Source organism: Niallia sp. 01092 (genome assembly GCF_052318935.1).
GTDB lineage: Bacteria > Bacillota > Bacilli > Bacillales > Cytobacillaceae > Niallia.
In genome coordinates this window covers 36,779-51,069 of the sequence record NZ_JBQRKO010000020.1, presented here as the reverse complement: position 1 = coordinate 51,069, position 14,291 = coordinate 36,779, and the positions used below count along the sequence as shown (strand labels likewise).

At 36.0% G+C, this 14,291-nt stretch carries 12 protein-coding genes; 9 read left to right on the top strand and 3 right to left on the bottom strand.

Translation table 11 applies throughout. The features are described from left to right. Positions 1 to 116: 116 nt before the first annotated feature. The 3 genes from dapD to ACTXGU_RS17435 all read left to right on the top strand — a co-directional run bounded on the left by dapD (position 117) and on the right by ACTXGU_RS17435 (position 2,955). A complete protein-coding gene (gene dapD, locus ACTXGU_RS17445; protein ID WP_443482808.1) occupies positions 117 to 827 on the top strand; it encodes a 2,3,4,5-tetrahydropyridine-2,6-dicarboxylate N-acetyltransferase in 711 nt (236 codons plus the stop codon). 140 nt (positions 828 to 967) lie between these two features. Next, positions 968 to 2,095, top strand: coding sequence for an N-acetyldiaminopimelate deacetylase (locus tag ACTXGU_RS17440; protein ID WP_443482807.1), 1,128 nt, complete (start codon positions 968 to 970; stop codon positions 2,093 to 2,095). A gap of 200 nt (positions 2,096 to 2,295) precedes the next feature. Then, on the top strand, positions 2,296 to 2,955 hold the full coding sequence (locus ACTXGU_RS17435; RefSeq protein ID WP_443482806.1) for a potassium channel family protein: 660 nt from the start codon (positions 2,296 to 2,298) through the stop codon (positions 2,953 to 2,955). A 54-nt stretch (positions 2,956 to 3,009) separates the two neighbouring features. Here the strand turns inward: ACTXGU_RS17435 and rnjA are convergent, their stop codons facing one another. The 3 genes from rnjA to def all read right to left on the bottom strand — a co-directional run bounded on the left by rnjA (position 3,010) and on the right by def (position 6,712). Next, entirely contained in the window at positions 3,010 to 4,677 is a 1,668-nt protein-coding gene (rnjA, locus tag ACTXGU_RS17430) for a ribonuclease J1 (protein ID WP_443482805.1), read from the bottom strand. Further along, positions 4,677 to 4,889: a DNA-dependent RNA polymerase subunit epsilon gene (locus ACTXGU_RS17425; protein WP_443482804.1), complete on the bottom strand. Its 213-nt coding sequence runs from the start codon at positions 4,887 to 4,889 to the stop codon at positions 4,677 to 4,679. The genes rnjA and ACTXGU_RS17425 overlap by 1 nt, the downstream gene beginning before the upstream one ends. A gap of 1,268 nt (positions 4,890 to 6,157) precedes the next feature. Then, positions 6,158 to 6,712 carry a peptide deformylase gene (def, locus tag ACTXGU_RS17420; protein WP_443482803.1) on the bottom strand — a complete coding sequence of 185 codons (555 nt, stop codon included), beginning with the start codon at positions 6,710 to 6,712 and terminating at the stop codon, positions 6,158 to 6,160. A 394-nt stretch (positions 6,713 to 7,106) separates the two neighbouring features. Between def and ACTXGU_RS17415 the strand changes: the two genes are divergently transcribed. The 6 genes from ACTXGU_RS17415 to ACTXGU_RS17390 all read left to right on the top strand — a co-directional run bounded on the left by ACTXGU_RS17415 (position 7,107) and on the right by ACTXGU_RS17390 (position 14,214). Further along, on the top strand, positions 7,107 to 7,784 hold the full coding sequence (locus ACTXGU_RS17415; RefSeq protein WP_443482802.1) for a YkyA family protein: 678 nt from the start codon (positions 7,107 to 7,109) through the stop codon (positions 7,782 to 7,784). Positions 7,785 to 8,682: 898 nt separating this feature from the next. Further along, a complete protein-coding gene (gene pdhA, locus ACTXGU_RS17410) occupies positions 8,683 to 9,798 on the top strand; it encodes a pyruvate dehydrogenase (acetyl-transferring) E1 component subunit alpha (protein WP_443482801.1) in 1,116 nt (371 codons plus the stop codon). Between the two features lie 3 nt (positions 9,799 to 9,801). Beyond that, positions 9,802 to 10,779, top strand: coding sequence for an alpha-ketoacid dehydrogenase subunit beta (locus ACTXGU_RS17405; protein WP_443482800.1), 978 nt, complete (start codon positions 9,802 to 9,804; stop codon positions 10,777 to 10,779). Between the two features lie 75 nt (positions 10,780 to 10,854). Continuing rightward, the gene (locus ACTXGU_RS17400; protein WP_443482799.1) at positions 10,855 to 12,159 is read left to right on the top strand and encodes a dihydrolipoamide acetyltransferase family protein; all 1,305 of its coding nucleotides are present in this window, start codon (positions 10,855 to 10,857) and stop codon (positions 12,157 to 12,159) included. Positions 12,160 to 12,163: 4 nt separating this feature from the next. Further along, positions 12,164 to 13,573: a dihydrolipoyl dehydrogenase gene (gene lpdA / locus ACTXGU_RS17395; protein WP_443482798.1), complete on the top strand. Its 1,410-nt coding sequence runs from the start codon at positions 12,164 to 12,166 to the stop codon at positions 13,571 to 13,573. 395 nt (positions 13,574 to 13,968) lie between these two features. Then, positions 13,969 to 14,214, top strand: a complete 246-nt coding sequence (locus ACTXGU_RS17390) for a hypothetical protein (RefSeq protein WP_443482797.1) — start codon at positions 13,969 to 13,971, stop codon at positions 14,212 to 14,214. Positions 14,215 to 14,291: the final 77 nt, after the last annotated feature.

The window sequence follows — 14,291 nt, the reverse complement described above, 5'->3', positions numbered from 1 at the left end:
TTATTGGAAAAAAGTTTGCCTATTAAATAAGAGACAGTGATTTTTTGCTTGTTTTCACTTCTTTTGTTTGGTAAAGTAATTTCGAGTATGATTTATACATAATGGAGGTAGAAGCAATGAAAATGATGGATGCAAATGAAATTATTTCATTTATTCAAAATAGTAAAAAATCAACACCTGTAAAAGTTTATGTAAAAGGTGATTTAGCTGATGTAAATTTTGGCGAGAATGTACAAGCTTTTATTAGCGGAGATGCAGGAGTTGTTTTTGGCGAATGGACAGAAATCAACGCAGCATTCGAAGCAAACAAAGGGAAAATTACCGATTTTGTTGTAGAAAACGACCGTAGAAATTCGGCAATTCCACTTTTAGATTTGAAAAATATCAATGCTCGTATTGAGCCAGGTGCATTCATTCGCGATCAAGTAGAAATCGGCAACAATGCTGTTATCATGATGGGTGCAGTTATTAATATCGGCGCTGTAATTGGAGAAGGTTCTATGATTGATATGGGAGCGGTACTTGGTGGAAGAGCTACTGTAGGTAAGAACTGTCATGTTGGAGCAGGAGCTGTTTTAGCGGGAGTAATTGAACCGCCATCTGCAAAACCTGTAATCGTAGAAGACGATGTACTAATTGGAGCAAACGCAGTGGTAGTAGAAGGTGTTACAATTGGTAAAGGATCCGTTGTAGCTGCTGGAGCGATTGTACTGGAAGATGTACCTGCAAATACATTAGTAGCAGGAGCACCAGCTCGTGTTGTTAAAGAAATTGACGAAAAAACAAAATCAAAAACTGAAATTATGCACGAACTTCGTCAGCTATAATTTTGAAATAAAAAGCGTGGATAAGTCGTCCACGCTTTTTTTGTGTTAAAGGGAAATAAAGCTACTTGTAAAGTCTTATTTCCATATTACGCTGCGACGGAAAAGTAAATGAAAGTTTTATATATGATGGAGGTATTCTAATGGGAGAGAGTGCAGATTTTATAAAAATTCGCAGAGATCTACATCAAATTCCTGAATTGGGATTTCAAGAATTTAAAACACAAGCATATTTGCTTCAATATATCCGTACATTACAAACGGACAGAATGGAAATAAAAACATGGGAAACAGGCATTTTCGTTAAAGTGTCTGGATTTGATTCATCCAAACTAATTGGCTATCGTGCCGATATGGACGGCTTGCCTATGAAAGAAGAAACAGGGCTTGCATTTCAGTCTGAGCATCAAGGCAACATGCATGCATGCGGACATGATTTGCATATGAGCATTGCGCTTGGTGTATTAACAGAGATAGTTAACAACCCTATTAAAGATGATGTCCTGTTTATCTTTCAGCCAGCAGAGGAAGGCCCTGGGGGGGCAGAGCCGATGCTTAAAAGCGATATCATGCAAGAGTGGATGCCAGACATGGTGATTGCTTTACATATCGCACCAGAATATCCGGTTGGCACCATTGCATTAAAGCCAGGCCTGCTGTTTGCCAATACATCAGAACTATTTATTGATTTAAAAGGAAAAGGGGGACATGCTGCTTATCCTCATCAAACAAATGATATGGTCATTGCAGCATGCAGTCTTGTCACTCAGCTTCAATCGATTGTTGCAAGAAATATTAATCCACTTGACAGTGCAGTTGTTACAATTGGAAAAATCACTGGCGGCACGGTTCAAAATGTTATTGCAGAAACAGCAAGGTTGGAAGGGACGATGCGAACGCTTTCCAGTGAATCTATGGAATTGGTTAAACAGCGCGTCCAATCTCTTGTTAAAGGGGTGGAAGTTGGTTTTAACTGTGAATGTACCATTGATTTTGGCTGTGGCTATTATCAAGTGTATAATGAAGAGCAGCTGACAAAAGAATTTATGGCATTTGTAGAAAATCAAACGGAAGTAAACGTTATAGAGTGTAGGGAAGCGATGACAGGCGAGGATTTTGGCTATATGTTAAAGGATATCCCAGGCTTTATGTTTTGGCTTGGAGTGGATTCCCCGTACGGATTGCATCATAACAAACTAAATGCAAACGAAGAGGCCATTGGATCTGCTATATCGATGTTAACAAAATATTTGCAATACAAAGGAAACTAAATAACACTGTAAAACAAGCGGAAAATACTTTTGCTCGTTTTACAGTGTTTTCTGTCTTATAAAAAGGAGAAAATGAATAGAAGGAATAGGTTATTGTTTCTCTACAAGGTTGGAAATATGATAATATTAGAAAGTATTCAAAGAAAATAACTACTTTATCGTAGTAATTACTATTGAACAGTTGTATGGAGGATTCTAGTTTGAAGAAAGAATTTGCAGTTATCGGATTAGGAAGATTTGGAGGCAGTATTTGTCGCGAATTAGTAGAACTTGGAATGGAAGTAATGGTAATAGATAAAAACGAAGAGCGCATAAATGAGTATGCAAATATTGTTTCCCATGCGGTCGTAGGGAATTCGGTTGATGAAAATGTTTTAAAAAGTTTAGGGATTCGAAACTTCGAACATGTTATAGTCGCAATTGGAGATGATATTCAGGCAAGCATTCTTACTACCCTTATTTTAAAAGAGTTGGGTGTAAGTAATATTACCGTTAAAGCGCAAAATGATTATCACGAAAAGGTGTTAAATAAAATTGGAGCAGACTCCATCGTACATCCTGAACGGGATATGGGAAAAAGGATTGCCCATAATATTGTTTCCAATAATGTACTAGATTATTTAGAATTATCAGATGAACATAGCATTGTTGAAATAAAGGCAAGCAATAGATTAGATGGTTATACAATGGTTGATTTAGACATCCGTGCCCGTTATGGAATAACAATTGTTGCTATCAAACGGAATAATGACATTATTGTATCTCCACAGGCTTCAGAGCCAATAAAAGAAAATGATGTTTTAATCGTAATTGGTGCAGACTCGGATATTAATCGTTTTGAGAAAAAAGTGATGTCTTAAAAATAAGTAAAAAGCACGCATTTATTTTGCGTGCTTTTTGTGTAGCGGTTCTTTTTAAACTTCCATAATGATTGGAAGGATCATTGGTCTACGTTTTGTTTTTTCATATAAGAAAGGAGACAATGTTTCGATAATCTCATTTTTTATTTCTGACCATTGTGTTGTTTTACGTTCCATTACCTTATTTAGATGTTTATTTATTAAGTTTTGCGCATCATTTATTAAATCACCAGATTCACGCATATATACAAATCCTCTTGAAATAAGATCTGGACCTGCTGAGATTTTAAAATCTTTCATATTGATGCTAACAACAACAACAACTAAACCTTCTTCTGAAAGAATGCGGCGATCTCTTAACACGATATTTCCGATATCGCCAATTCCGCTGCCGTCAATATAAACGGAGCCAGAAGGAATTTTGCCGGCAATATGTGCAGTATCATTGGAAAGAGCAAGAACTTCACCATTATCCATAATAAAGCAGTCTTCTTCGTTTACACCACAGTCAATCGCAAGCTCAGAATGCATTTTTTGCATTCTGTATTCTCCGTGAATAGGCATAAAGAATTTGGGTTTCATTAAACGCAGCATTAATTTTTGTTCCTGCTGTCCACCATGACCTGATGTATGGATATTATTTAACGGTCCATGAATAACTTCTGCTCCTGCACGATATAGCATATTAATCGTTCTGTTTACACTAATTGTGTTCCCTGGAATTGGTGAAGAAGAGAATACGACTGTATCACCAGGAATTATTTGAATCTGACGATGTGTTCCATTTGCAATTCTTGACATGGCAGCCATCGGTTCTCCTTGACTTCCTGTACAAAGGATTGTTACTTGATTAGCAGGCAGGCGATTTATTTGCTGTGGTTCAATAAATGTTTCCTTTGGCGCTTGAATAAACCCTAACTCTAATCCTATATTGATAGCTGCTTCCATACTTCTTCCGAATACAGCCACTTTTCTTCCGTATTCCACAGCAGCATCTGTAACTTGTTGAAGGCGATAAATATTAGAGGCAAAGGTAGCAAAAATAAGTCTGCCATCTGCTTTTCTAAAAATATCTTGAATGCTGTCACCGACAAGTCTTTCTGACATCGTAAAGTTTGGAACTTCAGCATTTGTACTGTCAGAAAGTAGACAGAGCACTCCTTCTTTACCTATTTCCGCCATTTTTGTTAAGTTTGCTGGTTCACCAACAGGTGTAAAGTCGAACTTAAAATCTCCAGTATGAACGATTTGTCCTGGCGGGGTTTTGACAACGATACCATAGGAATCAGGGATACTATGTGTCGTTCTAAAAAAAGATACAGAAGTCTTTCTGAATTTAATAACATCCTCTTCCTGTATTTCATGTAAAGTTGTCTGACGTAATAGACCGTGCTCTTCTAGTTTATTTCTTACTAGTGCAAGTGCTAATTTTCCTCCATAAATAGGAATGTTAACTTGTCTTAAAAGGTAAGGGATACCACCTATATGGTCTTCGTGACCATGTGTGATAAATAAGCCTTTAATTTTGTCTACATTCTTCACAAGAAAGCTGTAATCCGGAATAACATAATCAATTCCTAAAAGCTCGTCCTCTGGGAATTTAATTCCCGCATCAATAAGAATAATCTCATCTTGAAATTGAACACCGTATGTGTTCTTACCGATTTCCCCTAGACCTCCTAGAGCAAATACAGCTGTTTGATCATTTTTAACAAATTTCATTATTCAATCTCCAATACTGTAAAATCTTCATTTTGTTTTTCATATTCTAAGAATGCACCTTCGACAGCAGTAATAAACTCAATATTATATGGTTTTTCTGCAAGTTTTGTTCTAATGTCTCTTTCAGATACACCTTCCATATAAATAGTTCTAGTTTTTTCTCTTACTGGTACTTCTGCTTTTGAGTCTTGATAGTATACTTTAAAAATCATGATGAATCGCTCCTTAATATTATTATCTAATTATATTATATAAAAAGTTAACATGTTTTTCATGTTTTTTCTTTTAAATAGAGATTGTCCGCAAATCAGCGTTATAAAAACATATCAATGCTGATAAGCATAAAAAGGACAAATTATTTGCTTTTATACTATATTATAAAAAAGTTAGAAAGCACTTTCTTCGTTATGTAGAATATGTAAACGCCCGATTTTCTATTTTGACAATGTACTGTTATTCAAATGATAAGAATGTATATTACAATAGTAGATTGGGTGTAAAAGCAAAGGTAAAAGAGAGTTAATTTGGTTGAAAGCAATCGATTTTTTGAGAAAATAAAAGGTCTGACCCCCAGCCACAAAAATTAATAATAATAATGTTGGCACACACTATTATTATTATGGTGGCATGTGGGGCCTGACCTTAATAAAATCTTTCTGCAATGTTTAAGCAATTGTTTTTTTTCTTAATAAATCTTTCCACTGTTTTAAGAGCTTTTTTCTTAGCTTCTTCAACATAGTGGATCATCTCCTTACTTTTATTTTAAACCATTATTGTCCAATGTAAAGTGTTCTCACTTAAATAATCCATCATTTTGTCCAAAAATAGTTTATTCGCGTGGAGTTTTTTAAGTTTCGCTACCCTGAAAAGAAGTTCCGCAGCGTGAATACACTATGCTTTCCGCGGGCGAGCGCCGAGCCGCTTCGTCGCTACGCTCCTGCAGGGTCTCGTCTGTCTCGCTTTCCCGCAGGAGTCTTCGTGTATTCACGCTGCTCTGCGCTATAAATGTGGAGACTACTTCTTTCCATGTGCCATGGTGCGAATTTTATTAGCATGGGTGTTTACCCTGAAAATAAGCTTTGTTAAAAGGGGGGTTCCAAAGCTTATCGCTCGCTTTCCGAGGGGCGAGCGCCGAGCCTCCTCGTAACGACGCTCCTACGAGGTTTCACTTGTCTCGCTAATCCCACAGGAGTCTCGCAAATTTCCTTCCAAAATCAACAGTATCGTTTAACAGAGCCTTTAGTTTAAGTATCATATTCAATGATTGAATAATTTAATATTATTATATGAAGAAATAGAAAAAATTTTCATGGGAAAATTTAGAAGTTGGAGGGAGGGGCAGTTATTAGTAATGGATAAGCAGGCTTTATCCCACTTTGTAAGAAAATAGGAACCATACATGTAATATGTATGGTTCAAACTACTGTCTTAATCTTAATAAAAAAGCAGCATGCCTTCCTCTCCTGAAAAAAATTCCGTATTATCTTTCGATAGCTATGGCATCTTTAATAGGATTTAGCGGGAATTGTTTGTCGATATGATCATAAAACATTACACCATTTAGGTGGTCAATTTCATGTTGAAAAACGATAGCTGGCAGGCCTTTAAGTCTTATTTTGACTTCTTTGTTTTGAAGGTCTGTTCCTTTTAGTGCAATTCTTGCATAGCGGGGAACAAAACCTGGAATTGACTCATCAACAGATAAACAGCCTTCACCAGATGTTAAATATGATTTTTCCACAGAATGACTTATTATTTTTGGATTAAAAAGGCCGTAGCTATATTCTTTTCCTGTTTCATCTTTCACATGAACAGCAATCATTCGTTTGGATATATTTATTTGTGGAGCAGCAAGCCCTACTCCTCCTCTAAGCCCATATTTTTCTGCGGTTTCAGGGTTCTGACTATTAATAAGAAATTCCATCATGCTTTCAAGTGTTTTTTTATCTTCTTCACTTGCCGGAAGAGTTACCTCTTCTGCCACTTTCCGTAATGTCGGGTGTCCGTCACGAATAATATCCTTCATCGTCAACAAACTAATCACTTCCTTTACACATACATTGCAACTAGTATTAAATTAAGATAAAAATAAATGTTAAAATTTGAAAACTGTCTAGCGTGGACGTACAGAAGCAAGCCGCTACCGCTTTTCTTAAGTCTAACAGACAAATGCTGAAAAGTTAAACAGAAAAGTTTTTTCTGCAGGTGCTACAGCATTTATACAACAATTACTAGAATTAGTAATATAAATGAGGACGAGTTAATAAATTAGATTAAATAGCTTTACTAGTATTTAATAGAAGATTTGAGAGTATTTCAACAGGAAGGAAATGGCCTGTTTTCTACTGTGTTAAATATATCCATGAAAAAATAAGGATTTGTAAAAATTTTTTAGACTAGATATAGTGAGAGAGTGAGGAGGAAAAAGTTTGAAACAAAAAAAAGTTATACCAATTTCTATCATAGTAATCGTAACAATTTTTTTATCGGGCTGTTTTCATTTTCAACCCCCGAGTGAAAAAATGTATGAAAAGTTAGAAAAAGTTGTCACAGCAGAAAAACAATTTGAAGCGCAACAAGAGCCGTTAGTTACATTAGAGAAAAAAGAACAAGAAATATATACTCAAATCATTGCCCTTGATTTAGATAAAATGAATGAAATAAAAAAGCTTTCTGATCAAGCGCTAGCTTCGATAGCAAAAAGAAAAGAATACATGAATAAGGAAGAAGAAAGTATTAAAAAATCGAAGGAAACCTTTGAAACAGTCAAAACAGAAATAGAAGATTTAAAGGATAAAGAATTAAAGTCAAAAGCAAATGAATTGTATAAAAAAATGATGGACCGCTATGAAGTGCATGAAGAGCTTTATAAAAATTATTCCGAAGGCCTTAAAAATGATGAGCAATTATATAAGATGTTTAAAGAAAAAGATTTAAATATAGACGATTTAGAAGCACAAATTAAAAAAATAAATGGTGTATATGCAAAGGTTCTTCAAAATAATGAACAGTTTAATACGTTAACAAAGGAGTACAATGACATGAAAGTAGCGTTTTATCAACAAGCAGGAATTGAGATTAAGGTAGAGGAAAAAAATAAAAAATAAAGACTGTTTTCGTAAAGATTGTTGCTTTTAAACTCGCAGCCTGAATACACTCCGCTTTCCGTGGGCGAGCGTCGAGCCTCCTCGTCGCATACGCTCCTTTGGGGTCTCGTCTTTCTCGCATTCCCACAGGAGTCTACGTGTAGTCAGTCTGCTGAGTTCTTCTTCCTCCATTTTTTTTCGTAAAAAACAACAATCTTTGAGAAAACAGCCAAAATAAAAAATAATGAAATAAAAAGGTATTCGAAAATGCTGACATGTAAAACAGAAGTATGTGGAAGAAGGAAATCTTTCAATACTGTCTTGTAATTGTTGGTTTTACAGAATCCTTTTTTTTGCATTGATTCATTGGTTTGCAAGAAAAAAACGTCAGTAAAAAAGGGGGGAAAGATAAATGGATGGTTTTAGAGGGGGAATAAAATAATCACAAAATGGTTGGGAATTGCGTCAAAACAACATTCGACATGATTTGTAAAAACATACAAATAACTTTATTATTATAAAACAGTTATTAATAGTAACAAGTGAATGATACAGATACATATAATTTAATAGTACAGATAGTAATTTTAGAAAAATAAAAAAAGAAATTTAACTAAAAAAACATAGCACTTAAAGATTGACGGATAATAATTATCTATATTAAACTTATATTTGTATTGAAAAGTTGTATTAATAATTAACATATGTTTATTGATACAGAATATACGGATATTGAATTATTTATAAGACGTTTTTTCTAGCAGATTTTGTGGAAAACTGTATAGGTATGGCTATCTATATTGATTTAAGTAGTAAAGGGAATGAAGAAAGCGTTCTCTATTACTTAGTTAGTATAACACAATGTTTTTTCGTTAGAGGGGTAATAAGTCTTTTAATAAGAAAGGAAAGGGTGGCTTAAATGGCTTCTAAAACACAGAAGGCACAATTAGATGTGAAAGCACAGCTTGAACAAGTGGAAAATCAATTCCAAACGCTTCAGATTTTAAATGAAGAGGGCGAAGTTGTAAATGAATCTGCAATGCCTGACTTAAGTGACGAGCAACTACAAGAGCTTATGACTCGCATGGTTTATACTCGTATTCTTGATCAACGTTCGATTTCTTTAAACAGACAAGGTCGCCTAGGTTTCTATGCACCAACAGCAGGTCAAGAAGCTTCACAATTAGCTTCACAATTCGCTTTAGAAAAAGAAGATTTTATTCTTCCAGGATATCGTGATGTTCCTCAGTTAATTTGGCACGGACTACCATTACATCAAGCATTTTTATTCTCTCGTGGTCATTTCTTAGGAAACAAAATGCCAGAAGGATTAAACGTAATTTCACCACAAATTATTATTGGTGCTCAAATTATTCAAGCAGCTGGTGTTGCATTAGGTATGAAAAAACGCGGCGCACAAGCAGTTGCAATTACTTACACAGGTGATGGCGGTGCTTCACAAGGTGATTTCTACGAAGGAATTAACTTTGCTGGCGCATTTAAAGCTCCTGCAATCTTTATCGTTCAAAACAACCGTTTTGCAATTTCTACACCTGTTGAAAAACAATCTGCTGCAAGAACAATTGCACAAAAAGCAGTTGCTGCAGGTATCCCAGGAATTCAAGTTGACGGAATGGATCCATTAGCAGTTTATGCTGCAACTCGTGAAGCACGTGAAAGAGCAGTAAACGGTGAAGGTCCTACATTAATTGAAACATTAACATACCGTTATGGTCCACACACAATGGCTGGTGATGATCCAACTCGCTACCGTACAGCAGATTTAGACAGCGAGTGGGAAAAGAAAGATCCATTAGTACGTTTCCGTAAATTCCTTGAGAACAAAGGTATTTGGAATGAAGAAAAAGAAAATGAAGTAATCGAACGTGCTAAAGAAGAAATTAAAGAAGCAATTAAACTTGCTGATGCAGCTCCAAAGCAAAAAGTAACAGATCTAATGGATATTATGTATGAAGAGCTACCAGCTAACTTAAAAGAACAATATGAAATTTATGCAGCAAAGGAGTCGAAGTAAGCCATGGCGCAAATGACTATGATTCAGGCAATCACTGATGCGTTACGCACAGAATTACGCAACGATCCGAATGTATTATTATTTGGAGAAGACGTTGGTGTTAACGGCGGTGTTTTCCGTGCTACAGAAGGTCTTCAAAAAGAATTCGGAGAAGACCGTGTATTTGATACTCCACTAGCTGAATCTGGAATTGGTGGTTTAGCTGTTGGTCTTGGTTTACAAGGCTTCCGTCCAGTACCTGAAATTCAATTCTTTGGATTCGTTTATGAAGTAATGGATAGTATTTCTGGTCAAATGGCACGTATGCGCTACCGTTCAGGCGGTCGTTATAATTCACCTGTTACAATTCGTTCACCATTTGGCGGTGGGGTTCATACTCCAGAACTTCATGCGGACAGCTTAGAAGGATTAATGGCACAACAACCAGGTTTAAAAGTGGTTATTCCATCAACTCCTTATGATGCAAAAGGTTTATTAATTTCAGCAATTCGTGATAATGACCCAGTTATCTTCTTAGAGCATATGAAATTATATCGTTCATTCCGTCAAGATGTACCGGAAGAAGAGTACACTATTCCATTAGGAAAAGCGGATGTAAAACGTGAAGGTAAAGACCTTTCTATTATTACTTATGGAGCAATGGTTCAAGAGTCCATTAAAGCTGCAGAAGAATTAGAAAAAGAAGGTTATTCTGTAGAAGTAGTTGATTTACGAACAGTTAGCCCACTTGATATTGATACAATTATTGCTTCTGTTGAAAAAACAGGAAGAGCAGTTGTTGTACAAGAAGCGCAAAAACAAGCTGGTATTGCAGCAAATGTTGTAGCTGAAATCAATGATCGTGCAATTCTTAGCTTAGAAGCACCAGTGCTTCGTGTTGCAGCACCTGATACAGTATTTGCATTCACTCAAGCGGAAACAGTATGGCTTCCAAACTTTAAAGATATTATTGAAACAGCTAAAAAAGTTTTAACTTTCTAGTATTAGCTCTTTCGTTTGGAATAACATAAATAATTCGATAACAAAATCGTAACAACTGTAGGAGGTTGAATTACATTGGCTTTTCAATTTAGATTGCCTGATATCGGTGAAGGAATTCATGAAGGCGAAATCGTAAAATGGTTTGTAAAACCTGGCGATAAAGTTCAAGAAGATGATGTGCTTTGTGAAGTACAAAATGACAAAGCAGTAGTAGAAATCCCATCTCCAGTTGAGGGTACTGTAGAAGAAGTATTAGTTGATGAAGGTACTGTTGCAGTAGTTGGAGATGTTCTAATTACATTTGATGCACCTGGTTATGAAAACCTTCAATTTAAAGGTGACCATGGTGACGGAGAAGAAGAGGCAAAAGCAGAAGCAGAAGCACCTGCTGAGGCTGCTCAAGAAGCTCCTGCTGCTGAAGCGGTTGAAGTGGATCCTAGCAGAAGAATTATTGCGATGCCATCTGTACGTAAATATGCTCGTGAAAAAGGTGTAGATATCCGTACGGTTTCAGGATCTGGCAAAAATGGAAGAATTACAAAAGAAGATATTGAAGCATTCTTAAACGGTGGTGCAAAAGTAGAAACAACAACTGAAGCAGCTTCAGTTGCAGCTGAAACTACAGAAGCTCCTGTTTCTGAAGCACCGGCAGCAACAGTATCTATTCCTGAAGGCGACTTCCCAGAAACACGTGAAAAAATGAGCGGAATCAGAAAAGCAATTGCAAAAGCAATGGTTAATTCTAAACATACTGCTCCACACGTAACATTAATGGATGAAGTAGAAGTATCTAAACTAGTTGCTCATCGTAAAAAGTTCAAAGATGTTGCTGCTGGCAAAGGTATTAAATTAACTTTCTTACCATATGTTGTTAAAGCATTAACAAGTGCATTAAAAGAATTCCCAGCACTAAACACATCTTTAGATGATGCTACTAGTGAAATCGTTCATAAGCATTACTACAATATTGGAATTGCTGCAGACACAGAAAAAGGTCTATTAGTTCCAGTTGTAAAAAATGCTGATCGTAAAGGAATCTTTAATATTTCAAATGAAATTAACGAACTTGCTGGAAAAGCAAGAGAAGGCAAATTAGCTCCAAATGAAATGAAAGGTGCTTCTTGCACAATTTCAAACATTGGATCTGCTGGTGGACAATGGTTTACTCCTGTAATTAACCATCCTGAAGTTGCTATTTTAGGAATTGGCCGCATTGCTGAAAAAGCAATCGTTAAAGATGGAGAAATTGTTGCTGCTCCTGTATTAGCACTTTCTTTAAGCTTTGACCACAGAATGATTGACGGAGCGACAGCTCAAAATGCTATGAATCATATTAAACGTTTATTAAACGATCCAGAACTATTGTTAATGGAGGCGTAAGAACATGGTAGTTGGAGATTTTCCTATTGAAACAGATACTATAGTCGTTGGTGCAGGTCCTGGTGGATATGTTGCTGCAATTCGTGCTGCACAATTAGGGCAAAAAGTAACAATCGTAGAAAAAAATGTACTAGGCGGAGTTTGCTTAAATGTAGGATGTATTCCTTCTAAAGCGTTAATTGCTGCTGGACATCGTTATGAAACAGCTAAACATTCTGATGATATCGGAATTACAGCTGAAAATGTAAAAGTTGACTTTTCAAAAGTTCAAGCGTGGAAAGCTAGTGTTGTTAAAAAGCTTACTGGCGGTGTAGAAGGACTTTTAAAAGGGAATAAAGTAGACATCGTTAAAGGGGAAGCATATTTTGTTGATGCTAACACTTTAAAAGTAATGGATGAAAAATCATCCCAAACATACACATTCAAAAATGCTATTATTGCAACTGGATCTACTCCAATTGAAATTCCTGCATTTAAATATTCTAAACGAGTTCTTGATTCTACTGGAGCACTTGCATTGCAAGAAATTCCAGAAAAAATCGTTGTTATCGGCGGAGGTTATGTAGGTACTGAGCTAGGTGGTGCTTACGCTAATTTCGGAACTCAAGTTACTATTTTAGAAGGTGCTGACGAAATCCTAGGCGGATTCGAAAAACAAATGTCTTCATTAGTTACACGTAACTTAAAGAAAAAAGGTGCTGAAATTATTACGAAAGCAATGGCTAAAGGTGTCGAAGAATCTGATACTGGCGTTGTTGTAACATATGAAGCTAAAGGAAAAGAAGAAAAAATTGAAGCTGATTATGTATTTGTAATGGTTGGAAGAAAACCAAACACAGACGAATTAGGTCTTGAACAAGTAGGCATTGAGTTAGCTGAACGTGGATTAATTAAAACAGATAAACAATGCAGAACATCTGTAAGCAATATTTTTGCAATTGGTGACGTAATTGAAGGTCCACCACTTGCACATAAAGCTTCTTATGAAGGCAAAATTGCTGCTGAAGCAATTGCTGGACATCCTGCTGAAATTGATTATCTTGGAATTCCTGCTGTTGTATTCTCTGAGCCGGAATTAGCTACAGTTGGCCATACAGAAAAATCAGCAAAAGATGCTGGAATTGAAATCACTGCTTCTAAATTCCCATTTGCTGCGAACGGCCGTGCACTTGCTCTAAACCAAGCAGAAGGCTTTATGAAGCTTATCACTCGTAAAGAAGATGGCTTAGTAATTGGAGCTCAAATTGCTGGAACAAGCGCATCTGATATGATTGCAGAACTTGGCTTAGCAATTGAAGCTGGAATGACTGCTGAAGATTTAGCAATGACTATCCATGCTCATCCAACACTTGGAGAGATTACAATGGAAGCTGCTGAAGTTGCTATTGGAAGCCCAATCCATATTATTAAGTAATAATTGTTATACAAAAAACCCACTTTTAAAGTGGGTTTTTTTCCGTTCTTGAGGAAACAATCATGAGTTTCTTTTAATATAAAATATATTAAAAGGGTGTTTATCATATACTATTAATATATCCAAATACGATAAAAAATAAAGGCTGTTTTCGTATAGATTGTTGCTTTTAAACACGCAGACTGAATACACTTCGCTTTCCGTAGGCGAGCGTCGAGCCTCCTCGTCGCATACGCTCCTGTGGGGTCTCGTCTTTCTCGCATTCCCACAGGAGTCTACGTGTATTCAGTCTGCTGAGTACTTCTTCTCCCATTTTTTACGTGAAAAACAACAAACTTTGAGAAAACAGCCAAAATAAATTATATTGGAGCTAGATATAAGGCGGTGAAATTCGTTTGAAGGTTTATACAGCAATTCTTATACAATTGATATTATGGAGTGGATATTCGATCATAGAGTGGTTGTCTAAACATGATTTATTTATTTATAAAATCTTCATGTTTGGCGTTTTTTTATATTTAGCGATAACGATTGGAAATTATATTATTAAATCGCCAAGGAAAACGATGCTTGCTACCTTTATTAGCCTTGCTATCTATGGTTCTTTTCAAATGATTATGACGATAGTTGTCATCACGTAACTATGCACGGAAGAAGTATCGCAAAAAAACAATATGATGAAAGGAAGGCTGTGCTTCTAGTAAAAACACAGCCCCAT